General features: G+C 65.2%; 23 protein-coding genes. 13 read left to right on the top strand and 10 right to left on the bottom strand.

The annotated features are described in order from the left end of the window. The first annotated feature begins 81 nt into the window (after positions 1–81). From QW863_RS03475 to QW863_RS03465, 3 genes are all read left to right on the top strand, one after another. Positions 82–768 carry a UPF0149 family protein gene (locus QW863_RS03475; protein WP_315711747.1) on the top strand — a complete coding sequence of 229 codons (687 nt, stop codon included), beginning with the start codon at positions 82–84 and terminating at the stop codon, positions 766–768. Positions 769–872: 104 nt separating this feature from the next. Beyond that, positions 873–1,427, top strand: a complete 555-nt coding sequence (locus QW863_RS03470) for an SRPBCC family protein (protein WP_315711749.1) — start codon at positions 873–875, stop codon at positions 1,425–1,427. Positions 1,428–1,703: 276 nt separating this feature from the next. Continuing rightward, complete coding sequence (locus QW863_RS03465; protein WP_315712611.1) at positions 1,704–2,636, top strand: cytochrome D1 domain-containing protein; 933 nt, start codon at positions 1,704–1,706, stop codon at positions 2,634–2,636. A 184-nt stretch (positions 2,637–2,820) separates the two neighbouring features. Here QW863_RS03465 and QW863_RS03460 read toward each other — a convergent pair whose 3' ends face one another. Further along, positions 2,821–3,465 carry an HAD hydrolase-like protein gene (locus tag QW863_RS03460; protein WP_315711750.1) on the bottom strand — a complete coding sequence of 215 codons (645 nt, stop codon included), beginning with the start codon at positions 3,463–3,465 and terminating at the stop codon, positions 2,821–2,823. A gap of 272 nt (positions 3,466–3,737) precedes the next feature. On the opposite strand from QW863_RS03460, the gene QW863_RS03455 reads away from it, so the two are divergent. The 3 genes from QW863_RS03455 to QW863_RS03445 all read left to right on the top strand — a co-directional run bounded on the left by QW863_RS03455 (position 3,738) and on the right by QW863_RS03445 (position 5,773). Next, positions 3,738–4,730 (top strand): lipase family protein, encoded by a 993-nt coding sequence (locus QW863_RS03455; protein WP_315711752.1) that lies wholly within the window; start codon positions 3,738–3,740, stop codon positions 4,728–4,730. Positions 4,731–4,891: 161 nt separating this feature from the next. Next, positions 4,892–5,206: a hypothetical protein gene (locus QW863_RS03450; protein ID WP_315711753.1), complete on the top strand. Its 315-nt coding sequence runs from the start codon at positions 4,892–4,894 to the stop codon at positions 5,204–5,206. Between the two features lie 237 nt (positions 5,207–5,443). Beyond that, positions 5,444–5,773: a hypothetical protein gene (locus QW863_RS03445; protein ID WP_315711755.1), complete on the top strand. Its 330-nt coding sequence runs from the start codon at positions 5,444–5,446 to the stop codon at positions 5,771–5,773. A 191-nt stretch (positions 5,774–5,964) separates the two neighbouring features. Here QW863_RS03445 and uvrA read toward each other — a convergent pair whose 3' ends face one another. From uvrA to QW863_RS03415, 6 genes are all read right to left on the bottom strand, one after another. Continuing rightward, positions 5,965–9,039 (bottom strand): excinuclease ABC subunit UvrA, encoded by a 3,075-nt coding sequence (uvrA, locus tag QW863_RS03440; RefSeq protein WP_315711756.1) that lies wholly within the window; start codon positions 9,037–9,039, stop codon positions 5,965–5,967. 275 nt (positions 9,040–9,314) lie between these two features. After that, positions 9,315–9,959 (bottom strand): porin family protein, encoded by a 645-nt coding sequence (locus QW863_RS03435; protein ID WP_315711758.1) that lies wholly within the window; start codon positions 9,957–9,959, stop codon positions 9,315–9,317. A 291-nt stretch (positions 9,960–10,250) separates the two neighbouring features. Then, complete coding sequence (locus tag QW863_RS03430) at positions 10,251–10,979, bottom strand: outer membrane protein (RefSeq protein ID WP_315711759.1); 729 nt, start codon at positions 10,977–10,979, stop codon at positions 10,251–10,253. A gap of 212 nt (positions 10,980–11,191) precedes the next feature. Next, positions 11,192–11,977 (bottom strand): outer membrane protein, encoded by a 786-nt coding sequence (locus QW863_RS03425; RefSeq protein WP_315711761.1) that lies wholly within the window; start codon positions 11,975–11,977, stop codon positions 11,192–11,194. 263 nt (positions 11,978–12,240) lie between these two features. Next, positions 12,241–12,996 carry an outer membrane protein gene (locus QW863_RS03420; RefSeq protein ID WP_315711762.1) on the bottom strand — a complete coding sequence of 252 codons (756 nt, stop codon included), beginning with the start codon at positions 12,994–12,996 and terminating at the stop codon, positions 12,241–12,243. Between the two features lie 192 nt (positions 12,997–13,188). Continuing rightward, the gene (locus QW863_RS03415) at positions 13,189–13,944 is read right to left on the bottom strand and encodes an outer membrane protein (RefSeq protein ID WP_315711763.1); all 756 of its coding nucleotides are present in this window, start codon (positions 13,942–13,944) and stop codon (positions 13,189–13,191) included. Positions 13,945–14,406: 462 nt separating this feature from the next. On the opposite strand from QW863_RS03415, the gene QW863_RS03410 reads away from it, so the two are divergent. Then, positions 14,407–14,904: a single-stranded DNA-binding protein gene (locus QW863_RS03410; RefSeq protein ID WP_315711764.1), complete on the top strand. Its 498-nt coding sequence runs from the start codon at positions 14,407–14,409 to the stop codon at positions 14,902–14,904. 140 nt (positions 14,905–15,044) lie between these two features. Here the strand turns inward: QW863_RS03410 and QW863_RS03405 are convergent, their stop codons facing one another. Further along, positions 15,045–16,040, bottom strand: a complete 996-nt coding sequence (locus tag QW863_RS03405; RefSeq protein WP_315711765.1) for an aldo/keto reductase — start codon at positions 16,038–16,040, stop codon at positions 15,045–15,047. Between the two features lie 134 nt (positions 16,041–16,174). On the opposite strand from QW863_RS03405, the gene QW863_RS03400 reads away from it, so the two are divergent. After that, the gene (locus tag QW863_RS03400) at positions 16,175–17,068 is read left to right on the top strand and encodes a LysR family transcriptional regulator (protein ID WP_315711766.1); all 894 of its coding nucleotides are present in this window, start codon (positions 16,175–16,177) and stop codon (positions 17,066–17,068) included. Positions 17,069–17,381: 313 nt separating this feature from the next. After that, the gene (gyrA, locus tag QW863_RS03395) at positions 17,382–20,126 is read left to right on the top strand and encodes a DNA gyrase subunit A (RefSeq protein WP_315711767.1); all 2,745 of its coding nucleotides are present in this window, start codon (positions 17,382–17,384) and stop codon (positions 20,124–20,126) included. Positions 20,127–20,174: 48 nt separating this feature from the next. Here the strand turns inward: gyrA and QW863_RS03390 are convergent, their stop codons facing one another. Further along, entirely contained in the window at positions 20,175–20,432 is a 258-nt protein-coding gene (locus QW863_RS03390; protein ID WP_315711768.1) for a hypothetical protein, read from the bottom strand. Between the two features lie 293 nt (positions 20,433–20,725). Between QW863_RS03390 and coaD the strand changes: the two genes are divergently transcribed. From coaD to queA, 4 genes are all read left to right on the top strand, one after another. Next, complete coding sequence (gene coaD, locus QW863_RS03385; protein WP_315711769.1) at positions 20,726–21,220, top strand: pantetheine-phosphate adenylyltransferase; 495 nt, start codon at positions 20,726–20,728, stop codon at positions 21,218–21,220. A gap of 68 nt (positions 21,221–21,288) precedes the next feature. Continuing rightward, on the top strand, positions 21,289–21,852 hold the full coding sequence (locus QW863_RS03380; protein WP_315711771.1) for a peptidylprolyl isomerase: 564 nt from the start codon (positions 21,289–21,291) through the stop codon (positions 21,850–21,852). 293 nt (positions 21,853–22,145) lie between these two features. Beyond that, positions 22,146–22,610 (top strand): peptidylprolyl isomerase, encoded by a 465-nt coding sequence (locus tag QW863_RS03375; RefSeq protein ID WP_315711773.1) that lies wholly within the window; start codon positions 22,146–22,148, stop codon positions 22,608–22,610. 139 nt (positions 22,611–22,749) lie between these two features. After that, complete coding sequence (queA, locus tag QW863_RS03370) at positions 22,750–23,844, top strand: tRNA preQ1(34) S-adenosylmethionine ribosyltransferase-isomerase QueA (RefSeq protein ID WP_315711775.1); 1,095 nt, start codon at positions 22,750–22,752, stop codon at positions 23,842–23,844. A gap of 39 nt (positions 23,845–23,883) precedes the next feature. Here queA and QW863_RS03365 read toward each other — a convergent pair whose 3' ends face one another. Beyond that, entirely contained in the window at positions 23,884–24,909 is a 1,026-nt protein-coding gene (locus QW863_RS03365) for an aspartate-semialdehyde dehydrogenase (RefSeq protein ID WP_315711778.1), read from the bottom strand. Positions 24,910–25,044: the final 135 nt, after the last annotated feature.

Genomic DNA, 25,044 nt, shown 5'->3' with positions numbered 1-25,044 from the left:
GCCGCGTCGTGGCTCGGCCATGTGCGCGCCGTGCCCGTCGGGCGACTCGGAACGTGACAGGAGCGAAGGAAGAGGGGCTGCATGCCGGAGCAGATCGGTCGCCACGACAAGCTCGAACAGGCGCTCCTGGCCCTGGATGATCGCGCCATGGTGCTGGAGGAGCTCGACGGCTTCATCGCCGGCCTGCTCGTGCTCCCTGAGCCGATTCCGCCGGGCGAATGGTTCGCGGCGGCCTTCGGGCTCGGCAAGGGCCGTCGCTCCGTGTTCACCGGCATCGACCATGCCAACGAGGTGCTCGGGCTGGTCATGGACTATCACCGGGAGATCGCGCTGACGCTCGCGCATCATCCGGAGCAGTACCAGCCGCGCTTTCCTATCGACGGCTTCAACGGCGAGGTCGTCTGGGAGCTGTGGATCGACGGCTTCGCGGCGGCCACGAACCTGCGTCGTGACAGGTTCGATGCGTATGAGCGGGTGGGCGGCGAAGTCGCCATGGCTGCGGTCGGTCTGATGATGATGATCGGTGCAACTCTCGACGAGAACCCGGATCCCGTCGAATATCGAAATCTCAGTCGCAACGCGCCCCAGAATATCCGCGAGGCGGTGCTGACGCTGCATCAATACCGGCAGAGCGGGGCTCCGCTGCCCGCGTCCACCAGCTTCGCCCGGCAGCCCAATCCCTTCGCGTCGTTCGGCAGGGTCGGCCGCAACGACCCCTGTCCCTGCGGTTCCGGCAAGAAATACAAGCGCTGCTGCGGCGCGAATTGATCGGCCACGACACGGTCTTTTTTGTTGCAACAATCGGGAGCGGTGCAAAGATGCGCCGCCGCGCGCCGGATGCGCCGGCCAATGAGAGTGACTGAGGAAACGACATGAGGATGGTGTTCGGCAAGGCGCTGGCCGTGACGGCGGCGCTCGCGATCGCAACGACGGCCCTGACCACAGCGGATGCGCATGGTCCGACCCGGCGCAAGGTGCAGGAGCACGTCGAGATCAACGCCGCGCCCGCCAAGGTGTGGGCCGTGATCGGCAACTTCCAGGACATGAGCTGGCTCGGCGTCGTCGACAAGACCGCGGGCGACAAGGGCAACGAGATTGGCGCCACGCGCAAGCTGACCCTGAAGGGCGGCGCTACCGTCGACGAGGAGCTCTACAAATACGACGCCGAGAAGATGAGCTATTCGTACCGTATCACCGCCGTCGACGTGAAGGTGCTGCCGGTGACGAACTACTCGTCGACCATCGCGGTGACGCCGAGTGCGGACGGCAAGGGCAGCGTGGTCGAATGGACCGGCGCGTTCTACCGCGGCTTCCCCAACAACGATCCGCCACCGGAGCTGAACGACGAGGCCGCGGTCAATGCGGTGACCGGCCTGTACAAGGGCGGGCTCGAAGGACTGAAGAAGAAGGTGGAAAGCGGGAGCTGATTGGATACGACCATGTCGCCAAGTCAGCGCTGCGCTCCCTCTCTCCGTTCTTACGGGGAAAGGGTTGGGGTAAGGGGCTGCCGAACGGGTGGTGTGGGTGGTGGGACCTGTGCCCCCTCACCCGGATTGCATCTGGCGATGCAATCCGACCTCTCAGCGCGAGCGAAGCTCGTCGCGGCCCCGCATCCGCCTTCGCTCTGCGAGCTACGGCGGACAAGAGCGGGGCGAGGTGGGTACAAGGCAAGGCGCTGCACCACTCATCGTCTCCCAGATCCTATTCGAGCGTTTCTGCTCGCAGCCTTGCTCGTCTGCTGCGCCAGTGCCCATGCCGAGGAGGCCTTCGTCACCAACCAGCTCAGCGACGATCTGACGATCGTCGACCTCGCGACCTCGAAGCCGGTGGCGACGATCCCGATCGGCGGCAAGCCGGCCGGCGTCGCGGTGGCTGCCGACGGACGCTTCGCCTATGTGGCGAGCCCGGACGACAAGAGCGTGAGCGTCGTCGACGCTGTCGCGCGAAAGGTGGTTGGACGGGTCGAGGTCGGTGGCGGGCCGCTCGGCATTGCCGTGACGCCGGACGGTTCGACGGTCTACGTCGCAGACTGGTACAACGCCGCAATCCGCGTGATCGATGCGAAGACCCGGACCGTGACCGGCAGCATCGCGGTCGGCGCCTCGCCGTCGGGGCTTGCGGTGACACAAGACGGCAAGCTGCTGCTCTCCGCCGACCGCGATGACGACATGGTCTCGGTGATCGACACGGCGACGCGCCAGCGCCTTGCGACCATCAAGGTCGGCACGCGGCCGTTCGGTGTCACCATCGACGCCGAGGGCAAGCGCGCCTACACGGCAAATGTCGCCTCCAACGACGTCTCGGTGATCGACCTCGCCGAGCGCCGCGAGATCGGCCGGGTCAAGACCGGTTTGCGGCCCTATGCGGTGGCGCTGGCGCAGGGCAGGGGCTTCGCCACCGACCAGTATGACGGCACGGTCAGCGTGTTCGACCTGGCGAGCCTGCAGCCGCTCAAGCGCATTAGCGTCGGCGACTATCCGGAGGGCATCGAGGCGACCGCCGACGGCCAGCGCGTCATCGTCGCCAATTGGGAGAGCAACATTCTGAGCGTCATCGACGTGGCCGCGCTGAAGGTCACCGGAGAGATCAAGGTCGGCGACGGTCCGCGCGCATTCGGCGCGTTCCTGCGGCGGTGAGCAGGTCCGCCGGTGGCGGAAATGGAGTTGCATCTGCAGCCTCCGTCACTGCGAGCGCAGCGGCGCAGCGAAGCAATCGAGGCCGCGCGAAGACTCTGGACTGCTTCGCTGCGCTCGCAATGACGCGGTGAGGTTATCGAGGCTCGTCACTATCCCTGCATGTCGCCGGCGGCGCTGATGCAGGCTACGAATCTCGTCTGGCGGGCACCACCAACCGCTCCACGATCTCGTCCATCCGGGTGAACAGCATCTCCGGCTGGTGGTCGCGCAGCGCCTGCTCCGCGGCATAGCCCCATGTCACCGCGCCGAAGGCGATGCCGGCGGCACGCGCCGCCTCGATGTCGCGGGTCTCGTCGCCGATCGCGATGGCCTCTGCCGGGTCGACGCGCAGCCGCTTCAGCACCCGGCGAAACTTCCGTGCCTTGCCGAACACCGAGGCCGAGCAATCGAAATCGGCGAACAGCCCGGCGCGCGATCCGAGCTTCTGCCGCGCGTTGGCCTCGCTGTCCGACGAGACCAATGCGAGCATGGTGCCGTTCGCGGCAAGGGTGTCGAGCATGATGTCGACGCCTGCGAACAGCGGGATGCTCGCTGCATGCGCCGTCTTCAGTTGGCGCACGTGGCGCGCGATGAAGGGCAGCTTCCAGCGCGGCACCTGAAGGAAATCGAGGATCTCACGGGTCGAGGCATGGCGGAGCCCGTCGATGTCCTCGTCCTTCACCTGACGAAAGCCGAAGCGCTGCGCGACGACGTTCACGTGGGTGCGAAACCACGGGAAGCTGTCGGCGAGGGTGCCGTCGAGATCAAAGATGACGAGAGAGTAGGGCATCGCGCGAGGTGAGCGTGGCGAGGAGCTGATGATCGTCGAGGCGTGTCGTCCTGCGACAGCCTGCGCCATAGCAATGGGAGGGGCGGCGCGCAATGAGATGCGATCATTGCGTGTCGCAGCTCCACGGTGACGTTCGATGATCAGGGGTTGAACATGTTGTGATGTGCACCTGGAGATAACGCGGTCTATCATCCCGGTGGGCCGGCGGATCAGGGTCTGCCTGCCCGATTTGATCGAAATTGTTTTCATCATTCAAGCCAGAGAGATTTCACATGGCCCTCAACAAGGTTGCTGCAGCGTATCTGTCCTACTTCGCCTATATCGACGACGCGCTCGATGTGGTTCAGCCGAGCGATTTCGTGGCGATGCTGAAGTCCGTCCCGTCGGGGGCGGCGAACGGTCCGTGGTCGCTATGCTGGGGCCCGGCGGTCAACAACGGCGTGCTCGCCTACGTCGCGCAAGGCAGCGACGGCAGCTACGCGGTGGCGTTCCGCGGCACCGATGTTGATGGCTCGGTCGCCGGCGCGTTCGAGAACGTGCTCGCCGATGCCGATGCTGTCTTCCAGGTGCCGTGGCTCTATCCGCAGCAGGCCGGAGCGCCGCTGCAGATCAGCGCCGGAATCAACGACGCGCTGGCGCTGGTCATCGCGCTCACCGATCCCACGACGGACCTGTCGCTGCTGGACTATCTGCGCGGCCTTGCGGCCAAGCAGAACCTGCAACTGATGGTGACCGGGCACAGCCTCGGCGGCGCGCTCGCCGTGGTGGCGACGGCGTGGCTGCAGGACCAGTTGCCGAAGCTGAACTCGTCGCTGACGTTCACGCTGTGGCCGCACACCTTCGCGGCTCCGACGATGTGGAACGCGGGCTTCGCGACGACCTTCGCAAAGAGCTACACCTATTACGCGGCGGTCAACAGCAACGACATCGTGCCGATGGCCTGGGCCAACCTGAACGGAATTCTCGGTACCTATCCGCCGCCGGCGCCGGTCCTGAAGGATACCAACTACTACTCGATCTACAAACCGCTCGAGTGGCTCAGCGCAGCGATCCCGACCTATACGTCGATTGCGCCGAGCAATTCGGATCTGTTCACGATCACGCCGATCGTCGAGGCGAACGACTCCTGGACCGCGGAAGCCGGCTACATGCATTCCATGCAGCTGCAGTATTTCCCGCATGCGACCGGCACGAAGGCGCCGCCGCTGCCGGGAGTCACCAAGACCGGCGTGGCGCGGCCACGGGCGGTCGCCGTCGCGGCCTGAGCGCCGCAGGGCAGCTTTTGCGGGGCTGGGTTCGCTCAGTCCTGCAAGGGGGCTCGGTGCGGCGGCCGATCAACCTTTCATCACGATTATTGTGAGTGTGCGCTGCGGGAACGCCTGGCGCCGTGCGGTGGTTGACCCCGCACAGAAGCGAGGAGAGAGACATGCAACGTACGATCAAGATGGCCGCGCTGGCCGGAGCCACGCTGGTGATCGGCACCGCCGCCGCGTCCGCGCAGGGCTATGCTCGATTCGGCGACTCCATGGCCTGGGTGCCGCCGGCGCAGACCTCCGATTCCGAGCCGGTGTATGGCGCAGCGCCGGCGCCGGCCTACGCGCCGGGTCCGGTGGCTGGCCCAGTGGCCTGGGGCGGCGGCTACAACGGCACCAACCATCCGACCCCGGGCTCGACCCAGGGCGATGTCGGCCCGTCCGGCAACAACAACGGCACGCTGACCGGCGCCTACCGGCAGTGGTAGTTGCCGTCTGGCGCTGAAGTGAGCCGATCAAGCCCGCCGCTCGGACAAGAGCGGCGGGTTTGTCGTCTGAGAGGGCGCCCAGGCGCTTGCGAGATGATGCGACCAGCATTCTGGATCATCTGATCGCGGCAACGTGAGCGCCACGTTGTGTCGCACACATGTTGTGGCGGGTGGCGGAACTGCCGGGGCATGACGATGGTTTGTTCCTCGATGAATTAGGAACAACGGAGCAAGTTCATGACACGCACGTTTGGATTGGCAGCGCTCACCGCCGTCACGCTGGTCGCCGGCACGATCGGCGCCTCGGCCGGCGAATACGGGCCGGGCGGCTACGGCTATGGCGGCCAGGTCACCAGCACCTATGCCTACCGCGACTCCTTCGCCTGGGCGCCAGGGCCGGTCTATGAGGAAGGCTACGTCGCCGTCGCGCCGGGCCCGTATGACGGCCCGGGCTGGGGCGCCGGCTACAACGGCACCAACCACCCGACCCCAAGCTCGACCCAGGGCGACGTCGGCCCGCGCGGCAACAACAACGGCACGTGGAGCGGGTATTATCGCCAGTGGTAATCTGAGTTCGTTGCAGAAACATCGAGCCCGCCGCTCTGCAGGGAGCGGCGGGCTTTGCTGTGATGAACCGGTATCGACCACATGCGTCATTGCGAGGAGCGCAGCGACGAAGCAATCCAGAGTCGCGTACGCGGCCCTGGATTGCTTCGCTTCGCTCGCAATGACGATCGATACAAGGGAGTTGAGGGCAACTACTCCGCCGCCTCGCTGGCGGCGCCGCGGCCGCGCTTCTTCGGCTTGGCCGACTTCTCCAGCACCGGCTTGAGGAACTGCCCGGTGTAGCTGCGCGGCGCCTTGACGATATCTTCCGGCGGGCCCCAGGCGACGATCTCGCCGCCGCCGTCGCCGCCTTCGGGGCCGAGGTCGATGACCCAGTCGGCGGTCTTGATGACCTCGAGATTGTGCTCGATCACGACCACCGTGTTGCCCTGCGCGACCAGCTCGTGCAGCACCTCCAAGAGCTTCTTGACGTCGTGGAAGTGCAGGCCCGTCGTCGGCTCGTCGAGGATGTAGAGCGTGCGGCCGGTGGCGCGCTTGGACAGCTCCTTGGCGAGCTTGACGCGCTGGGCCTCGCCGCCGGACAGCGTGGTGGCCTGCTGGCCGACATGGATGTAGTCGAGGCCGACGCGGCGCAGGGTCTCGAAGGTGTCGCGCACGCGCGGCACCGCCTTGAAGAACTCCGCGGCCTCCTCGACGGTCATGTCGAGCACGTCGGCGATCGACTTGCCCTTGAACAGCACGTCGAGCGTCTCGCGGTTGTAGCGCTTGCCCTTGCAGACGTCGCAGGTGACGTAGACGTCGGGCAAAAAGTGCATCTCGATCTTGATGACGCCGTCGCCCTGGCACGCCTCGCAGCGGCCGCCCTTGACGTTGAAGGAGAACCGGCCGGGCTCGTAGCCGCGCGCCTTGGATTCGGGAAGGCCGGCGAACCATTCGCGGATCGGCGTGAACGCGCCGGTATAGGTCGCGGGGTTGGAGCGCGGCGTGCGGCCGATCGGCGACTGGTCGATGTCGATGATCTTGTCGATATGCTCCAGCCCCTCGATGCGGTCGTGCGGCGCGGCTGCCTCGTTGGCGCCGTTGAGCTTGCGTGCGATCGCCTTGTAGAGCGTGTCGATCAGAAGCGTCGACTTGCCGCCGCCGGACACGCCTGTGATCGCGGTGAACAGGCCGAGCGGAATCTCGGCCGAGACGTTCTTCAGATTGTTGCCGCGGGCGTTGACGACCTTGATGGTGCGGCGATGGTTCGGCGGCCGCCGCTCGGGCACCTCGACCTCGAGCTCGCCGGTGAGATATTTGCCGGTCAGCGACGCCGGATTGCGCATGATCTCGGCCGGCGTGCCCTCGGCGACGATGTGGCCGCCATGAGTGCCGGCGCCGGGACCGATGTCGAGCACATAGTCGGCGAGCCGAATCGCGTCCTCGTCATGTTCGACGACGATGACGGTGTTGCCGAGGTCGCGCAGCCGCTTCAGCGTGTCGAGCAGGCGGGCATTGTCGCGCTGGTGCAGGCCGATCGACGGCTCGTCGAGCACGTAGAGCACGCCGGTCAGCCCCGAGCCGATCTGCGACGCCAGGCGGATGCGCTGGCTCTCGCCGCCGGACAGCGTGCCGGAGGAGCGCGCCAGGGTCAGGTAGTTGAGGCCGACGTCGAGCAGGAAGGTGAGGCGGTCGCGGATCTCCTTCAGGATTCGCGTGGCGATCTCGGTCTGCTGCGCGTTCAGGGCCTTCGGCACCTCGGCAAACCATTCTCCGGCGGCCTTGACGGAGAGGTCGCTGATCTCGCCGATGTGCTTGCCGCCGACCTTGACGCACAGCGCCTCGGGCTTCAGGCGGTAGCCGTTACAGCCGGCGCAGGGCACGTCATTGAAGTATTTGCCGAGCTCCTCGCGCGCCCACTCGCTCTCGGTCTCGCGGAAGCGGCGCTCGATGTTGGTGATGACGCCCTCGAACGGCTTCTTGGTGTCGTAGGCGCGGACGCCGTCCTCATAGGTGAACTTGATCTCGTCGTCGCCGGAGCCGTGCAGCAGGGCGGTCTGCGTCTTCTTCGGCAGGTCCTTCCACTTGGTGTCCAGCGTGAACTTGTAGAACTTGCCGAGCGCGGTCAGCGTCTGCAGGTAGTAGGGCGACGACGACTTGGCCCAGGGGGCGATCGCACCCTTGCGCAGGGTGACGTCCTTGTCGGGAATGACGAGGTCGGCATCGACGTGCTGCTCGACCCCCAGGCCGCCGCATTCCGGGCAGGCGCCATAGGGGTTGTTGAATGAAAACAGCCGCGGCTCGATCTCGGGGATGGTGAAGCCGGAGACCGGGCAGGCGAACTTCTCCGAGAACAGGATGCGCTCGGGCCCGCTCTTGTCGTGGATCTTTGCGACCTTCTTCTTGTCGTCTTGCTTCTTCTCGTCATGGCCGGGCTTGACCCGGCCATCCATCTCCTTGGAGGAGGATGGATCACCGGGTCTCGCGCCTTCGGCGCGGCCCGGTGATGACGATGCAGGCGCGTCGGCGAACTCGATCACGGCGAGTCCCTCCGCGAGCTTCAGCGCGGTCTCGAAGCTTTCTGCGAGACGCTGGCCGATGTCGGGGCGCACGACGATGCGGTCGACAACGACGTCGATATCGTGCGGGAACTTCTTGTCGAGCGTGGGCGCCTCGGCGAGCTCATGGAAGGTGCCGTCGATCTTGACGCGCTGAAAGCCCTTCTTGAGATATTCGGCGAGCTCCTTCTTGTACTCGCCCTTGCGTCCCCGCACGACCGGCGCCAGCAGATAGAGGCGGGTGCCCTCGGGCATCGCCAGCACGCGGTCGACCATCTGCGAGACGGTCTGGCTTTCGATCGGCAGGCCGGTCGCCGGGGAGTAGGGAACGCCAACGCGCGCCCACAAGAGGCGCATGTAGTCGTAGATCTCGGTGACGGTGCCCACCGTCGAGCGCGGGTTCTTCGAGGTCGTCTTCTGCTCGATCGAGATCGCCGGCGACAGGCCGTCGATCTGGTCGACGTCCGGCTTCTGCATCATCTCGAGGAACTGACGGGCATAGGCCGACAGCGATTCGACGTAGCGGCGCTGACCCTCGGCATAGATCGTATCGAAGGCGAGCGAGGATTTGCCGGAACCGGACAGGCCGGTGAAGACGACGAGCCTGTCGCGCGGGATCTCGACGTCGATGTTTTTCAGATTGTGCTCGCGGGCGCCGCGGATGGTGATGGCCCGCAGGCTCGACTGGTTGGCTTGCGCGCGCTGCTTGGCCTTGAGCACTTCATCCATGACGATCGTCCCACGGCGCAGAGTTGCGCCATCGTTGCAGGCGCGTTCGCCGGAAGCCGGCCATCGGACGCCAGGGGGAAAAGGTATGGTCGGAACGTAGGAAGAACGGAGCTGGATTTCCAGTGCCGTCAGCGAATCATCAACAATGCGCTCAGGGAATGGCAGCGACTGGCAGGAGACTGCCGGTTCCGTACTGTTTTGTGCACGATCCCACAAAGAAAAAGCCTCCGCTCTGACAGAGCGAAGGCTGTGTGCGTTGGCCCGTAGGCAAAGACTTAGAAGTGGTAGTTGATGCCGACCTGACCGGAATGCACGTTGAGGGTGCCGGTTGCGAGCGTGCCGAGGCCGGTGAAGGTGTAGCTCTCGCCACCGAAGCTCTTGTAGAGGTACTCGCCCTTCAGCGACCAGTTCGGGGCGAACATGTACTCGACGCCAGCGCCGACGGTCCAGCCGGAGTGGATCTTGCTGTCGGCAGCGGCGAAGCCGGGGGCCGTCAGCGAGATGCGGTTGTCGGCCCAGGCGTAACCACCGGTCGCGTACAGCAGGGTCGGGCCGAAGGCGTAGCCGATGCGGCCGCGGACAGTGCCCCAGTCGCGGATCTTGGACTCGGCGTTGACACCGAGCGCGCCAACGTTTGCGTTGATGTCGGCCCAAGCGGCGTCGGCCTCGAGGCCGAACACGACAGCACCCTGCTGCCAGTTGTAGCCGACGGTGCCGCCGGCGAAGCCGCCCTTCATGGCCGCGAAGTCAGCATCCTCGTTGGCATAGCCGCCCATGGCACCGATGTAGAAACCGGTCCAGGTCAGCACCGGCGCGAGAACCGGGGCCTTGGTGTAGGTCGGGCGCGCGGCAAGATCAGCGGCGGCAGCGGGAGCGGCCAGGGCGGCCAAGGCCACGGTCGCGAGCAGGATCTTCTTCATTCCAGTCTCCAGTTTTTTATTCCTCGAAGTCCGCATCGCACCGATAAGCTTACGCACGAAACAGACTCACCCGTTCAAGTTGACGAGGTTCCTATAGCCCGGTTCCGTACGGATTACCGTCACCCTGAAGACACACTCGCGGCCAAACCGCGTTTCTACGGGGGAGTTCCAGATTGTTCATGTAACTCAAATGCTTGGTTCCAAGTGTTGCAGGGCGGCAAAGGCGGCTTCTGAGCAACAAAAAGGCCGGCTTGCGCCGGCCTTTGGAACTTTCGGTTGTCGAACGATCAATCAGTATTTGGCGACGACCGGACCGCCGAAGCGGTAGTTCAGGCGCGCCGTGAACAGGTCGACGTCCTGCTTGATGGTGTCGGTCTGGGTGAACACCGCACCGCGGAACGGGACGTTCGTGTTGCCCATGAACAGGTGGTCGTACTCGAAGCCCACCGACCAGCCCGGCGAGAAGGCGTATTCGACGCCAGCGCCGACGGACGCGCCCCACTTGTGCACGGTCGTGGTAGCCAGCACGGTGTTGATCACGCCGGAAAAGATCTCGTACTTGGTGTCGGTGACGGCCGCGCCGCCCTTGGCGTAGAGCAGGACATTGTCGAAGGAATAGCCGATCTGGCCGGTGAACAGGCCGAAGGCGCTGAGCTTGGTGCGGTTGCGATCGGGCGCGAACACCGGGCTGACGTTGTTGCCGGTGAGGTCGGCCCAGTTGCCCTGCGCCTCGAGGCCGAACACGACCGAGCCCATCTGCCAGCGATAGCCGAACTGACCGCCGATCGTGCCGCCGGTGGCGTTATGGCAGCCCTCGGCTGGGCCATTCACGAGCGTCCAGCAATTGCGGCTCGTTCCGTAGCCGCCGTTGATGCCAAGGTAGAAGCCGCTCCAGTCGTTGATGGCAACCATCATCGGCGGCGCCTTGGTGTACGGGCGGGCCGCCATGTCGGCCGCCGACGCGGATGTGGCGGATGCGATGCCGACGAGCGCCGTCGTGATCACAAGCAACTTCTTCATCAAATTCTCCCCCGGGAGGTTGGAATGACAAGCGATGGGCAAGTCATACACAGGGCATCCCGGAGAGGCTGTAACGCGCCCGCCACAGAAATGAAAAAGCGTTATAAATCATATATTTAGCACGAAAAAGCCGCGACGCTGCCGGGCTGTTGACACGAAAAAGGCCGGCGCGACGGCCGGCCTTTCCGAATGCGTGCGAGCGGTGACTTTCTTCAGTAGCGGGTGCCCATCGGCGCTCCGAAACGATAGTTCACCCGGACGGTCGCCATGTCGATGTCCTGCTTGATGGTGTCGACGCGCGACAGCACGGTTGCGGTGGCCGGGAAGGTGATGTCGCGCGAGCCCATGAACAGGTGATCGTACTCGACGGCGACCGACCAGTTCGGTGCGAAGCCGAACTCGACGCCGGTGCCGACGGTGCTGCCCCAGCGGGTCTCACTGGCGGAATCCAGCAGCGTGCCGACCGGGAAGGGCGCGGCCGCATTCGCCGTGCCGGTGTATTTGTTGTGGGTGACGGCGGCACCGCCCTTCACGTACCAGAGCACGTTGCCCCAGGCGTAGCCGACCTGGCCGGTGAACAGGCCGATCGCATCGGTCTTGGTGGTGTTGGTGATGCCCGCGGCCAGCGCAGCCGTGCTCGCATTGGACGACTTCAGGTCGGTCCAGTCGCCCTGGGCCTCGACGCCGAACACCCAGCTCGCCGCTTGCCAGCGATAGCCGACCTGGCCGCCGACCAGGCCGCTCGAGGCGTTGTGGCAGCCTTCGGACTGGGTCGGCACCACCGGCACGCCGCCGACGCGATTGAGCGTCCAGCAATTGTGGCTCCAGTCGGCGCCGCCATTGACGCCGAGGTAGAATCCGGCCCAGTTCGGCAGCGGCGTGACATAGGCCGGCGGCGGCGCCTTGCTGTAAGGGCGCGTCGCGAAGTCGGCCGCTGAGGCCGGCGCCAGCCCCAGCGCCGCGGCGCTGGCGGTCAAGATCAAGGTCGTCTTCTGCATTCGTCTCTCCCCAGTCCCAATACACCACGCTCCGGATCCCTCCGATCCGGGCCCACGCGAAGGTGGCCTGTGGCTGGTTGTAAGGGAGACTGCTTTCCAAACTCGTGACCGGGACGAGCCGCGTGGCGGGATGTGCCGATCGTGCTTAAGCGCGGGTAAAGACGGCGACTGCCAGTGCCGACGGGGGAGCTGTGTCACAGCGTGAGTGACGACAGGCCGGGCAAGCGCCGCCGCGTGAGATCCCGAGTGTCAGCCCTCGAGGGTCAGTGCTTGGAAACGACGGGACCGCCCCAGCGATAGTTCACGCGGACCGTCGCCATGTCGACGTCCTGGCCGACCGCATCGGTCCGGCCCGCAGCTCCAAGGGGAACACCCGAGAAGCCGAGGGTGCGGTTGCCCATGAACAGGTGCTCGTATTCGGCTGCGACCGACCAGTTCTTGGCGAAGCCGACCTCGACACCAGTCCCGACCGCAGCCCCCCAGCGCGTGGCGCTGGACTGGTCGAGCACCACACCCGTGGCCGTGGAGAGGCCGTTGTACTTCTCACCCGCGACCGCGGCGCCACCCTTCACGTACCAGAGCACGTTGTTCCAGGAATAGCCGATCTGGCCGCTGAACACGCCGATGCCGTTGATCTTGGTCTGGTTGGTCACGGCCGGGGCGAACTGGCTGGTGTTGCTGCCCTTGAGGTTGGCCCAGTTGCCTTGACCTTCGATGCCGAACACCCAGCCGCCAGCCTGCCAGCGATAGCCGATCTGGCCGCCCGCCAGCGCGCCGGTCGCATCATGGCAGCCTTCCGCGTTGGTTGCGGCCACGCCGGCAAAGCTGACCTTGTTGGTCCAGCAGGTGCGGGCCGCTGCGCCGCCGGCATTCAGGCCGATATAGAAGCCACTCCAATCATAGATCGTCGTGATCATCGCAGGCGCTTTGGTGAAGGTGCGCGCGGGCAGATCGGCAGCGATGGCCGGCGCAATCCCCAGCGCCAGCGAAGTTGTCGCCCCCAGCAACAGCCTTCTCATCGCATTCCCCAAACCACGTCCGACGCCCGCACGCACGCTCTCACCAACGCCCACCCGCCGGACGTTGATAGCTCCTTCCGCCGTAAAAAGCCGTCACCCAAAGGACACAACGGCTCGGCAAGTGCCGGTTCTGGCACACAAAAAAGGCCGGCGCGAGGCCGGCCTTTCGACATATTCGCTTTTTGCGTGCAATCAGTAGCGCGACACGATCGGGCCGCCGAAGTGATAGGAGACGCCCGCCTTGACGGTGTGCACGGTGTCGCTCCACTCGGAGCGGTTGGTCGGAACCGCGCTGTACTGAATCGAGCTCTTGCCGAAGTCGAGATAGTTGTATTCGACCTTGGCCGACCAGTTCGGCGCGAACATGTACTCGGCGCCGGCACCGATCGTCCAGCCCCAGCGCCAGTTGTTCTGAGCGAAGCTATTGGCCGCGCCACCATTGAGCGCCGCGTCGTAGCGGTGCTGGAGATCGCCGACGGCAGCGCCGCCGCTGACAAAGAACAGCGCCGGACCCGCAGCCCAGCCGAGGCGGCCCTTGATGTCGCCGAAGCCGCGCAGCCTAGTGAAGTAGGTATCGCCGAGACCGGCGTTGACGACGCCCGACCGGCCGTTGATGTCGGCCCAGTGATAGTCGCCCTCGAGACCGAACACGATGTTGTCGACCTGCCAGTTGTAGCCGACCACACCGCCGACGAAGCCGCCGCTGGTGTCATAGTTCTGGGTGCCGGCAAAGATCGCCGTATTCGGCGCCCCGAAGAAGGTCTCGTTGCTGCGGCCCCAGCCGCCGCCGCCCTGCAGGCCGAGGTAGAAGCCGGCCCAGGTCGGAAGCGGCGCCGGCGCCATCACCGGGGCCTTCGTGTACGGGCGGGCGGCGAGATCGGCGGCTCCCGCCGGCGTCAGCGCCCCCAAAACCATCAAGCTGACAGCTCCGAGAAAAATTCGTTTCATCCCAAGTCTCCCGCGTTGGGCGTCTCCAAAATGGTCCCCGGAGACGCTCGTCTGTGAAGTTGGTGCGACCACGCTTGCGGCCCCAATCCATCCTCAAATATACGCGATTCAACCCTGGATACCGTCTCCCAAAAGCCACAGCCGAGGAGGAAGTGAGGCCGGCTAACTTAATGAAAGTTAATCCCTTTTTCGTGAATAAGGGAACTTTTTCCGGGTTCCATTGCGAGAACTTGCGGTTCCATCGAGTTCCGTGGAACTCGACGCACGGTTGTAGACATATGCGCGCGAACAAAACTGGAACAATGGCCTTCCGCCTGCTATATGTGGATAAGCAATGGACAGGGCGGGTGGACCGCGCGGCAACCGTATAGGGTCCGCCGCGAGAGGAAGGGTTAGCCACCGGACGCCGTGAGGCCGGTGTGGACGGCCGGTCCGATGATCGAGAACCGCGGGAGAGTGGTGATGGCGGGTAGTGTGAACAAGGTGATTCTGGTCGGCAATCTCGGCAAGGACCCCGAGATCCGGCGCACGCAGGATGGGCGGCCGATCGCCAATCTGAGCATTGCGACGTCGGAAACGTGGCGCGACAAGGCGACAGGCGAGCGCAAGGAAAAGACCGAGTGGCACCGCGTGGTGATCTTCAACGAAGGTCTTTGCAAGGTCGCCGAGCAGTATTTGAAGAAGGGCGCCAAGGTTTACATCGAGGGCGCGCTGCAGACCCGCAAATGGACCGATCAGAGCGGTGTCGAGAAGTACTCGACCGAGGTCGTGCTGCAGGGCTTCAACTCCACCCTGACGATGCTCGATGGCCGGGGCGGCGGTGGCGGCAGCTTCTCCGATGACATGGGTGGCGGTGATTTCGGCAGCAGCGGTCCGTCGATGGCGCCGCCGCGCCGCGCGGTTGCTTCGGCGGGCGGTGGCGGACGCAACAGCGACATGGACGACGACATTCCGTTCTGAAATTCAGGGCGCGCCTTGGTGTGAAGGAGAAGGCGCGATCTCGGTGAAGCTGTGGGGTGTACGCGCCGCCGGCGGCGCGTCGCCTCCAGGTGGTTTCGGGCGCTCACGATGGGAGTGCCCGGTGATGTGGGAGAGGGGTTCTACCGCCCTGTTGTCGCCATCAGGTGCGGGGGATAGCGTTCTCCCTCAACCTTGATCGCAACTGCGGCCTGCTCCATCTGGGCGAGATCGTCCGCAGTGAGCTCGACGTCGGCGGCCTTGAGATTCTCGTCGAGGCGATGGAGCTTGGTCGTGCCCGGAATGGGAACGATCCACGGCTTTTGCGCGAGCAGCCAGGCGAGCGCGATCTGGGCCGGCGTGGATGCCTTGCGTTCGGCGATCTGCTTGAGGAGATCGACCAGCGCCTGGTTGGCCTTCATCGCCGCGGGCGTGAAGCGCGGCAGGGTGCTGCGGAAGTCGTTGTCGGCCAGCGTGGTCGTCTCGTTCATCGCGCCGGTCAGAAAGCCTTTTCCCAGGGGACTATAGGGCACCAGGCCGATGCCGAGCTCCTCGCATGCCTGAATGATGCCGTTGCTCTCGGGACCTCGGGTCCACAGCGAATACTCGTTCTGGAGCACGGCAACGGACTGGACGGCATGCGCGCGCCGTACGGTCTGGGCGCTGGGCTCGGACAGGCCGAAGTGCCTGACCTTGCCTTGCCCGATGAGATCCTTGACCGCGCCGGCGACGTCCTCGATCGGCACGTCCGGATCGACGCGGTGCTGATAGAACAGATCGATGCGATCGGTCTTGAGCCGCTTCAGGGATGCCTCCGCGACCGCGCGAATGCGCTCGGGGCGGCTGTTCATCCCTGATGACCGGCCGGTCGCCGGGTCGATCGCAAAGCCGAACTTGGTGGCGATGACCACCTTGTCCCGAACGGGAGCCAGGGCGTCGCCGACCAGCTCCTCATTCGTGAACGGTCCATAGATTTCGGCGGTGTCGAAAAATGTCACGCCGCGATCGAAGGCGGCGCGGATAAGGTTGACCGCGTCGTCCTTCTCGAGCGCGTGACCGTAGCCGAAGTTCAGGCCCATGCAGCCGAAGCCGATGGCCGACACTTCGAGGCCGCTCTTGCCCAGGGTTCTCTTCTTCATCCGGTTCTCCTGTCCGTCCCGGTCAACGCCGGCATCACGCGTCGTCAACCTTGCCGTCCGGGCTGAACCTAAGGCTGTGACCGCGATAACATTAGAGGCTAGAATGCGCATACTTTTATGAAATGGAATCATGAATGCTGCGCGAGAACCTGAACGACGTCCTTGGTTTCCTCGCTGTCGCCCGGGAGGGAAGCTTCACGCGGGCGGCTGCCAGGCTCGGCGTCAGCCAGTCGGCGCTCAGCCATGCCCTTCGCAATCTGGAGGCCCGGCTCGGCGTGCGGCTGCTGGCGCGCACGACGCGCAGCGTCGCCCCGACGGCCGCCGGTGAACGTCTGCTGCGGAGCATCGGACCCCGGTTCGATGAGATCGAAACGGAACTGGCGGGGTTGAGGGAATTGCGCGACAGGCCCGCCGGCACGATCCGGATCACGGCGGGAGAGCATGCCGCGGACTCCGTGCTCTGGCCGGCGCTGAAAAAGCTGCTTCCGCTGTATCCCGACATCAAGGTCGAGGTCGTGACCGACTATGGACTGACCGATATCGTCGCCGAGAGATTCGATGCGGGTGTCCGCCTCGGCGAGCAGGTCGCCAAGGACATGATCGCCGTCAGGATCGGGCCGGACCTGCGCATGGCCGTGGTCGGCTCACCGGCCTATTTCGCCGTGCGGTCGCGGCCAAGGAAGCCGCAGGATCTCACGGACCACAATTGCATCAACATCCGACTTCCGACCCTGGGCGGGATCTATGCGTGGGAGTTCGAAAAGCGTGGACGCGCGCTGAAGGTGCGCGTGGACGGGCAACTGGTGTTCAACAACATCGCGATGCGCATGAACGCGGTGCGCGCCGGGCTCGGGCTCGCTTATCTGCCCGAGGATCAGGTCCGGGACGACCTTGCGCGAGGCAAGCTCGTTCGCGTCCTGGAAGACTGGTGCGCGCCGTTTGCCGGCTATCATCTGTATTTTCCCAGCCGCCGGCAGCCCACATCCGCGTTCACGGTGCTGGTCGACGCGCTGCGCTATCGCACATGACGAGCCCGGTTCGCGAGATCGTTTCGCCGGACAAACGGATTTTGCTGAAGAATCAACGGCTCTCGCGCGCCGCTGGCAGTCTCTCTGCAACTGCGGCGCTGAGGCGGGAAAACAAGTGCGGCGGCACGGCTGAAGTCCAGTCCGCGGGGGGGCGTCCGGGGCACCGTCGGTCGCAGCGTAAGACCTCGTTAAGTCGCTGGAAATGCGGCCAAAAAATCCGTCTTGCCGGTGCGTCAAGGGGTGGCCTGCCGTGACGCGATGCGCTATATGATTCCAAGCGATTTTCGCGTGTCAAAACCGACCGGTATCCCCTTTGTCCGATAAAGAAGATGAGAAGCCCGGCGAGCCGGGCGGACCTTCCGACATTCGTCCCGTCTCCATCCTCGATGAGATGAAGCGCTCCTACCTCGATTACGCGATGAGCGTGATCGTGTCGCGAGCGCTGCCCGATGCGCGCGACGGCCTGAAGCCGGTGCATCGGCGCATCCTCTATTCGATGTACGAGCAGGGGCACACGCCCGACAAGAAATACGTCAAGTCCGCGCGCGTGGTCGGTGACGTCATCGGTAAATACCATCCGCATGGCGACCAGTCGATCTACGACGCCATGGTGCGCATGGCGCAGGACTTCTCGATGCGCGTGCCGCTGATCGACGGCCAGGGCAATTTCGGCTCCGTCGACGGCGATCCGCCGGCCGCCTACCGATACACCGAAGCGAAGCTCGCCAAGTCGGCGATCCCGCTGCTCGACGACATCGACAAGGACACCGTCGACTTCCAGCCGAACTACGACAATTCGGACAAGGAACCGTCGGTTCTTCCGGCCAAATATCCGAACCTGCTGGTCAATGGCGCCGGCGGCATCGCGGTCGGCATGGCCACCAACATCCCGCCGCACAATCTCGGCGAGGTGATCGATGCCTGCATCGCGCTGATCGACAATCCGGCGCTCACGATCGACGAGCTCATCAACATCATTCCGGGGCCGGATTTCCCGACCGGCGGCATCATTCTTGGACGCGCCGGCGTCCGCTCGGCCTATCATCTGGGCCGCGGCTCGATCATGATGCGCGGCAAGGTGACGATCGACACGATCCGCAAGGATCGCGAGGCGATCATCATCTCCGAGATTCCCTACCAGGTGAACAAGGCCACGATGGTCGAGCGCATCGCCGAATTGGTGCGCGAGAAGAAGGTCGAAGGCGTTGCCGACCTGCGCGACGAGAGCGACCGCGACGGCTACCGCGTCGTCGTCGAGCTGAAGCGCGACGCCGTGCCGGACGTCGTGCTCAACCAGCTCTACAAGTTCACGCCGCTGCAGACGAGCTTCGCCGCCAACATGCTGGCGCTCGACGGCGGCCGCCCGCAGACGATGACGTTGAAAGACCTGCTGACGATCTTCGTCGCGTTCCGCGAGCGTGTCGTCACGCGCAGGACCAAGTTCCTGCTCAACAAGGCGCGCGACCGCGCCCACATCCTGGTCGGCCTCGCCGTGGCCGTGGCCAATATCGACGAGGTCATCCGGGTCATCAGGACCTCGCCCGATCCTGCGACCGCGCGCGAGGCGTTGATGTCGCGCGACTGGCCGGCGCGCGACGTCGAGGCCATCATCACGCTGATCGACGATCCGCGCCATCGCCTCGCCGAGGACGGCACCATCCGGCTGTCGTTCGAGCAGGCCAAGGCGATTCTCGACCTGCGTCTGCAGCGCCTGACCGCGCTCGGCCGTGAAGAGATTTCCGACGAGCTCGACAAGCTCAAGGTCGAGATCAACGACTATCTCGACATCCTGCGCTCGCGGGCGCGGGTGCAGGGGATCATCAAGGACGAGCTCGCCGCGATCAAGGCGGAGTTCGGCACGCCGCGCCGCACCGTGATCGCCGAGCAGGAAGGCGAGGTCGAGGACGAGGACCTGATCCAGCGCGAGGACATGGTCGTGACCGTGTCGCATGCCGGCTACACCAAGCGCGTGCCGCTGTCGGCCTATCGGGCGCAGCGCCGCGGCGGCAAGGGCCGCTCGGGCATGCAGACCCGCGAGGAGGATTTCGTCAGCCGGCTGTTCGTGGCCTCCACGCACACGCCGGTGCTGTTCTTCTCGTCGCGCGGCCAGGTCTACAAGGAGAAGGTCTGGCGGCTGCCGATCGCGGCGCCCAACGGGCGCGGCAAGGCGCTGATCAACATCCTGCCGCTGGAGCAGGGCGAGCGCATCACCACGATCATGCCGCTGCCGGAGGATGAATCCTCCTGGGCCAATCTCGACGTGATGTTCGCCACCACCGGCGGCAACGTCCGCCGCAACAAGCTGTCGGATTTCGTCGACGTGCGCCGCTCCGGCATCATCGCGATGAAGCTCGACGAGGGCGAGGAGATCGTCAACGTGCAGATCTGCACCGAGCGTGACGACGTGCTGCTCACGGCGTCGGGCGGGCAGTGCATCCGATTCCCCGTCACCGACGTGCGCGTCTTCACCGGGCGGACCTCGATGGGCGTGCGCGGCATCGCGCTCGCCGGCGGCGACAAGGTGATTTCGCTGTCGATCCTGCGCCATGTCGAAACGACCTCGGACGAGCGTACGGCGTACTTGAAGATGCGCCGGGCGATGTCGGGCGATGCTGCCACCGAGGAGCCGGTCGAGACCGAGGGCGAGGAGGCGGCCGCTGGCGCGATCCAGCTGTCGCAGGAACGCTATGTCGAGATGTCGGCGCAGGAGCAGGTGGTGCTGACCGTCTCGGTCAACGGCTACGGCAAGCGCACCTCGTCCTACGAGTACCGCACCACCGGCCGCGGCGGCAAAGGCATCGTCGCGATGTCCGTCAACAACCGCAACGGCAAGCTCGTCGCCTCATTCCCGGTCGAGGATGGCGATCAGATCATGCTGGTGACGGACAAGGGGCAGTTGATCCGTTGCCCCGTCGACGGCATCCGCATCGCGGGACGCTCGACCCAGGGCGTCATCGTGTTCGACACCGCCGATGATGAGCATGTCGTGTCGGTGGAGCATATCGGCGAGGAGGCCGAGAACGGCAACGGGGCCAGCGAGCCGGCGAATGGCGAATAGGGAGCAGCGAATAGGGACGAATCAGGTTTCGGGCTATTCGCTCTCTCCTCACTGCGTCCGGTCGACTTCAATGATCCGCGCCTCACGAATGGTCCCCCGGGTTCCGGCGCTGCGCAGGCAGCCCGCTTCGAAGTTCGGCCAGGCCTGCTGCGAGCAGTCGCGGCCGATCGGTCGAATGTCCAGGCGGTCCGCCTTGGCGAGCGGACGCGGCACGCTGGCTTCGACCTGAGGAGCGAAGCCGGGCAGGAGGGTGATGCCGGCAGCCACCAAGCCGGCCGCTGCGACTGCAGATAGCGCTTTGATCATGACGGTCCCCTGTCCGGGCCGTTCGGCCCGTTGTTCGTTAAGGATTTGATAATCAGTTCGGGTTTCGAGACGTCTTCGCGGAACGGGCGAATTGGTTTCGTCTCGGCGCGAGCGTGTTTCGTGTCCCGAGTTCCGATGAAACAATCGCGGTAGCCGACCACAGTTCCGGCTCCCCGGTGTCGCAACCCATTTCATTGCGGTGCGGTCTCTCGGCCGCTCTTTGCCCATCACAGCCACGCCAGCGGGCCTGACGGCGGCTTGCCGGCCTGTTCCGGGCGGTATAGGACGGGCGCATGCAACGCATTGCGCTCTATCCGGGCTCGTTCGATCCCGTCACCAACGGCCATCTCGATGTGGTCCGGCAGGCCGTTCATCTCTGCGATCGCCTGATCGTCGCGGTCGGCGTGCATCACGGCAAGAAGCCGCTGTTCTCGACCGAGGAGCGGCTGGCGATGGCGCAAGAGATCTTCGGTCCCGTCGCAGCCGCGGCGGGCTGCGGCTTCGAGGCTTCGACCTACGACAATCTGACCGTCACCGCCGCGCAAGAGGCCGGTGCGATCATGATGATCCGGGGCCTGCGCGACGGCACCGATTTCGACTACGAGATGCAGTTGGCCGGCATGAACCAGACCATGGCACCGCAGGTCCAGACGGTGTTCGTTCCAGCCTCGGTGGGTGTCCGTCCGATCGCGGCCACGCTGGTTCGCCAGATCGCCGCCATGGGCGGCGAGATCTCGCATTTCGTGCCGCCGTCGGTGGCCGAAAGTCTCAAGGCCAAGTTCAAGTGATCCTTCGGGCACCGGCCGCTTCCGGCGGTGCCTTCCTCTCCTCATCGTCTCATGTCATCGGAGTTGCCATGATCCGCGCTCTCGCTTTCGTCTTTGCTCTCGTGTTCGCGTTGCCGGCGCTGGCCCAGTCGCTGCCTGCCGGCCTCGACAAGCAGAATGCCCTGGTCATCGACACCACCAAGGGCCGCATCATCATCAAGCTGCGCACCGATCTGGCGCCACAGCATGCCGAGCGACTGAAGACGCTGGCGCGCGAGGGCTTCTACAACAACGTGCCGTTCCACCGCGTCATGGACGGCTTCATGGCGCAGACCGGCGACGGCCAGAACTTCAATGGCACCGGCGGCTCGAAGTACCCGAACCTGAAGCAGGAGTTTTCGAGCACGCCGTTCAAGCGCGGCACCGTGGGCATGGCGCGCCGGGGCGACAGCGTCGATTCTGCCAACTCGCAGTTCTTCATCTGCTTCGGCGATGCGTCCTTCCTCAACGGCCAATACACCGTGATCGGCGAGGTCGTGCAGGGCATGGACGTCGTCGACAAGCTCAAGAAGGCGCCTCCGGGCTCGTCGGGCGGTGCCGTCACCGATCCGGACAAGATGGTGAAGGTTCAGGTCGCCTCGGACATCAAGTAGGCAGGCAGAGCGGGGGCATGCCCGGGTCTCGCGCCCGGGTTCCCCCGGGCCTTAAGGAACCTTTTGCCACGTCGCGGAGGCATGGCGATTCTGCCGCCCCGTCACATCGACAGGGCCGGTGGCTTCAGCTTTAAGCGCATTGGGTCTATTCTGGGCCAGCATCGCGGGCCTCGTCGTGCTCGGATTGCCGTCAGTAGGGGTGACGGCCGCACATGGGAAGGCGCCGCGACATTTCAGACCCAGGATTTGCTTTGTCCTGACCCCCGTCAATTCTACAAAACCGAGAGACCAGAATGGCTGTGACCGAAAATACCTTGATCCTCGAGACCACTCAGGGGCCCGTCGCGATCGAGATGCGTCCCGATCTCGCGCCCGGCCATGTCGCGCGCATCAAGGAGCTCGTCCGCGAGGGCTTCTACGACGGCATCGTCTTCCACCGCGTCATCGACGGCTTCATGGCGCAGACCGGCTGCCCGCAGGGCACTGGCACCGGCGGCTCCGGCAAGAAGCTGAAGGCCGAGTTCAACGCCGAGCCGCATGTTCGTGGCACCGCCTCGATGGCGCGTGCGGCCAATCCTGATTCTGGCGACAGCCAGTTCTTCATCTGCTTCGACGACGCCCGCTTCCTGGACAAGCAGTACACGGTCTGGGGCAAGGTCACCGAGGGCATGGAGAACGTCGACAAGATCAAGCGCGGCGAGCCGGTGCAGAACCCGGACAAGATCGTGAAGGCCTACATGGCCGCCGACGCGGCTTAGACTTTGCGATCCTCACGGTGAGGCGCGTGCGCAGCAGGCGTCTCGCACCATGAGGCAGACAGTCGGGCCTTCATCCTTCGCGACGCGTGCTGTCGCACGCTCCCCGGAATGAAGGGCCGATGGTCGTCCCAGAACGACGATGCGCACTGACCTGTTCGATTTCCATCTTCCCCCCGAAAACATCGCGCTCCGCCCGGCGAGCCCGCGCGAGTCCGCGCGCATGCTGGTGGTGCAGGGCGACGGTGTCCTGCGCGACCGCACGGTCGCCGACCTGCCGGACTGGCTGGAGCCCGGTGATCAGCTCGTCGTCAACGACACCAAGGTGATCGCGGCGCAGCTGTCCGGTCGGCGCATCAGCCGCGAGACCGAGGCGAAGATCGAGGCGACCCTGATCAAGCGGCTCGACGGCTCGCGCTGGCAGGCGCTGGTGCGGCCCGCCAAGAAGCTCGCGCCAGGCGATACGATCCGGTTCGGCAACGAGGGCAAGGTCTGCCTGCTCGGCCATCTCGACGCCACCGTCGAGGCCAAGGGCGAGGAGGGCGAGCTGACGCTGTCCTTTGTGTTCCATGGGCCCGCGCTCGACCAAGCGATCGCCGATCTCGGCCGGCCGCCGCTGCCGCCCTACATCGCCGGCAAGCGGCCCGCAGACGAGCAGGACGCGACAGATTATCAGACCATGTTCGCGGCCAAAGAGGGCGCGGTGGCTGCGCCGACGGCTGGGCTGCATTTCACGCCGACGCTGGAGCAGCGGCTGCGCGAGCGCGGCGTCGGGCTGCAGCGTGTCACCCTGCATGTCGGCGCCGGCACGTTCCTGCCCGTGAAGGTCGATGACACCGAAGGCCACCGCATGCATGCGGAGTGGGGTAGTCTCACGCCGGACACGGCGGCCGCATTGAACGAGGCGCGCGCCAAGGGCGGCCGCATCGTCGCGGTCGGCACGACGTCGCTGCGGCTCGTGGAGAGCGCGGCGCAGCCCGACGGCACGATCGCGCCGTTCGAGGCGGAGACGTCGATCTTCATTACGCCCGGCTATCGCTTCCGCGCGGTCGATATCCTGATGACCAACTTCCATCTGCCGCGCTCGACGCTGTTCATGCTGGTCTCAGCCTTCGCCGGCTTGGAGACGATGCACGCGGCCTATGCGCATGCGATCCGCAGCGGCTATCGCTTCTATTCGTATGGCGATGCGTGCCTGTTGTTTCGTCAGCCAGACGAGCGCATCGTCGAGCCGTAGGGTGGGCAAAAGGCCCACCCTGCAAGTTCGCCCTGAGAGCTACGCCATCGCCCGCTCGGGCAGGAGCTCGGCGATCTGCACCGCATTGAGCGCAGCGCCCTTGAGCAGCTGATCGGCGGCAACGAACATCGCGATCGAGTGGCCTGACGGATCGGACAGATCCTTGCGGATGCGACCGACCAGCACGTCGTCCTGGCCGGAGGCGTCGACGGGCATCGGGAAGTAGTTCTTGGCGCGGTCGTCGACCACGCGCACGCCGGGCGCGGTCGCCAGGATGCGGCGGACGTCGTCCTCCGAGATCGGCTTCTCGCATTCGAAGTTGATGGATTCACAATGGGCGCGCAGCACCGGCACGCGGACGCAGGTGACGCCGATGGCGATGCCTTCGTCCTCAAAGATCTTGCGGGTCTCGTTGATGACCTTGGTTTCCTCGTCGTTGTAGCCGGTCTCGGGATCGATGGCGGTGTTGTGGCTGAACAGGTTGAAGGCGAACGGATGCGGCATCACCTTGGGCGCATAGATCTGGCCGTTGAGGCTCGCGCGGGTCGACTGCACCAGCTCGTCCATCGCCGCCGCACCGGCGCCGCTGGCGGCCTGATAGGTCGAGATGATCACGCGCTTGATGCGATTCTTCTGATGGATCGGCCACAGCGGCACCAGCGCCGTGATGGCCGCGCAGTTTGGATTGGCGATGATGCCCTTGTGGTCGCGGATTCGGCGGGCGTTGATCTCCGGGATCACCAGCGGCACGTTCGGATCCATGCGGAAGGCCGAGGAATTGTCCACCACGACGGCGCCGGAGCGCACGGCGATCGGCGCGAACTTCTTGGAAATGCCGCCGCCGGCCGAGAACAGCGCGATGTCGACGCCCTCGAAGGAGCGTTCGGTCAGCTCCTCGATCACGATGGTCTGGCCGCGGAAGGTCAGGGTCTGGCCGGCCGAGCGGGCGCTCGCCAGCGCCTTGAGCTGGCCGACGCGGACGTTGCGGCGGTCCAGGGTGGCGATGAATTCGGCGCCGACGGCGCCGGTCACGCCGACGATGGCAATGGTGGGATCGTGGGGCACGTCTCAAGTCTCCGGTTGAAATTCGGGCAATAAAAAAGCCCCGGACCTTCATCAGGCGGGGCTTCGGTTCGAAGATGGTCGCAATCGAGTTCGACTACGCGCGCACGCCTCCCGAGGCCCTCGTGGGCTTGGTGG

This window comes from Bradyrhizobium sp. SZCCHNR1017 (assembly GCF_032381375.1).
In the GTDB taxonomy this organism is placed as follows: Bacteria; Pseudomonadota; Alphaproteobacteria; order Rhizobiales; family Xanthobacteraceae; genus Bradyrhizobium.
The sequence above is the reverse complement of the archived record's forward strand: the minus strand, read 5'-3'. Positions and strand labels throughout refer to the sequence as shown.

Bases quoted from the DNA above. Each gene is read 5' to 3' on its own strand.
- QW863_RS03475 (WP_315711747.1), top strand. From the start codon at position 82: ATGCCGGAGCAGATCGGTCGCCACGACAAGCTCGAACAGGCGCTCCTG.
- QW863_RS03470 (WP_315711749.1), top strand. From the start codon at position 873: ATGAGGATGGTGTTCGGCAAGGCGCTGGCCGTGACGGCGGCGCTCGCG.
- QW863_RS03460 (WP_315711750.1), bottom strand. From the start codon at position 3,465: ATGCCCTACTCTCTCGTCATCTTTGATCTCGACGGCACCCTCGCCGAC.
- QW863_RS03455 (WP_315711752.1), top strand. From the start codon at position 3,738: ATGGCCCTCAACAAGGTTGCTGCAGCGTATCTGTCCTACTTCGCCTAT.
- QW863_RS03450 (WP_315711753.1), top strand. From the start codon at position 4,892: ATGCAACGTACGATCAAGATGGCCGCGCTGGCCGGAGCCACGCTGGTG.
- QW863_RS03445 (WP_315711755.1), top strand. From the start codon at position 5,444: ATGACACGCACGTTTGGATTGGCAGCGCTCACCGCCGTCACGCTGGTC.
- uvrA (WP_315711756.1), bottom strand. From the start codon at position 9,039: ATGGATGAAGTGCTCAAGGCCAAGCAGCGCGCGCAAGCCAACCAGTCG.
- QW863_RS03435 (WP_315711758.1), bottom strand. From the start codon at position 9,959: ATGAAGAAGATCCTGCTCGCGACCGTGGCCTTGGCCGCCCTGGCCGCT.
- QW863_RS03430 (WP_315711759.1), bottom strand. From the start codon at position 10,979: ATGAAGAAGTTGCTTGTGATCACGACGGCGCTCGTCGGCATCGCATCC.
- QW863_RS03425 (WP_315711761.1), bottom strand. From the start codon at position 11,977: ATGCAGAAGACGACCTTGATCTTGACCGCCAGCGCCGCGGCGCTGGGG.
- QW863_RS03420 (WP_315711762.1), bottom strand. From the start codon at position 12,996: ATGAGAAGGCTGTTGCTGGGGGCGACAACTTCGCTGGCGCTGGGGATT.
- QW863_RS03415 (WP_315711763.1), bottom strand. From the start codon at position 13,944: ATGAAACGAATTTTTCTCGGAGCTGTCAGCTTGATGGTTTTGGGGGCG.
- QW863_RS03410 (WP_315711764.1), top strand. From the start codon at position 14,407: ATGGCGGGTAGTGTGAACAAGGTGATTCTGGTCGGCAATCTCGGCAAG.
- QW863_RS03405 (WP_315711765.1), bottom strand. From the start codon at position 16,040: ATGAAGAAGAGAACCCTGGGCAAGAGCGGCCTCGAAGTGTCGGCCATC.
- QW863_RS03400 (WP_315711766.1), top strand. From the start codon at position 16,175: ATGCTGCGCGAGAACCTGAACGACGTCCTTGGTTTCCTCGCTGTCGCC.
- QW863_RS03390 (WP_315711768.1), bottom strand. From the start codon at position 20,432: ATGATCAAAGCGCTATCTGCAGTCGCAGCGGCCGGCTTGGTGGCTGCC.
- coaD (WP_315711769.1), top strand. From the start codon at position 20,726: ATGCAACGCATTGCGCTCTATCCGGGCTCGTTCGATCCCGTCACCAAC.
- QW863_RS03380 (WP_315711771.1), top strand. From the start codon at position 21,289: ATGATCCGCGCTCTCGCTTTCGTCTTTGCTCTCGTGTTCGCGTTGCCG.
- QW863_RS03375 (WP_315711773.1), top strand. From the start codon at position 22,146: ATGGCTGTGACCGAAAATACCTTGATCCTCGAGACCACTCAGGGGCCC.
- queA (WP_315711775.1), top strand. From the start codon at position 22,750: ATGCGCACTGACCTGTTCGATTTCCATCTTCCCCCCGAAAACATCGCG.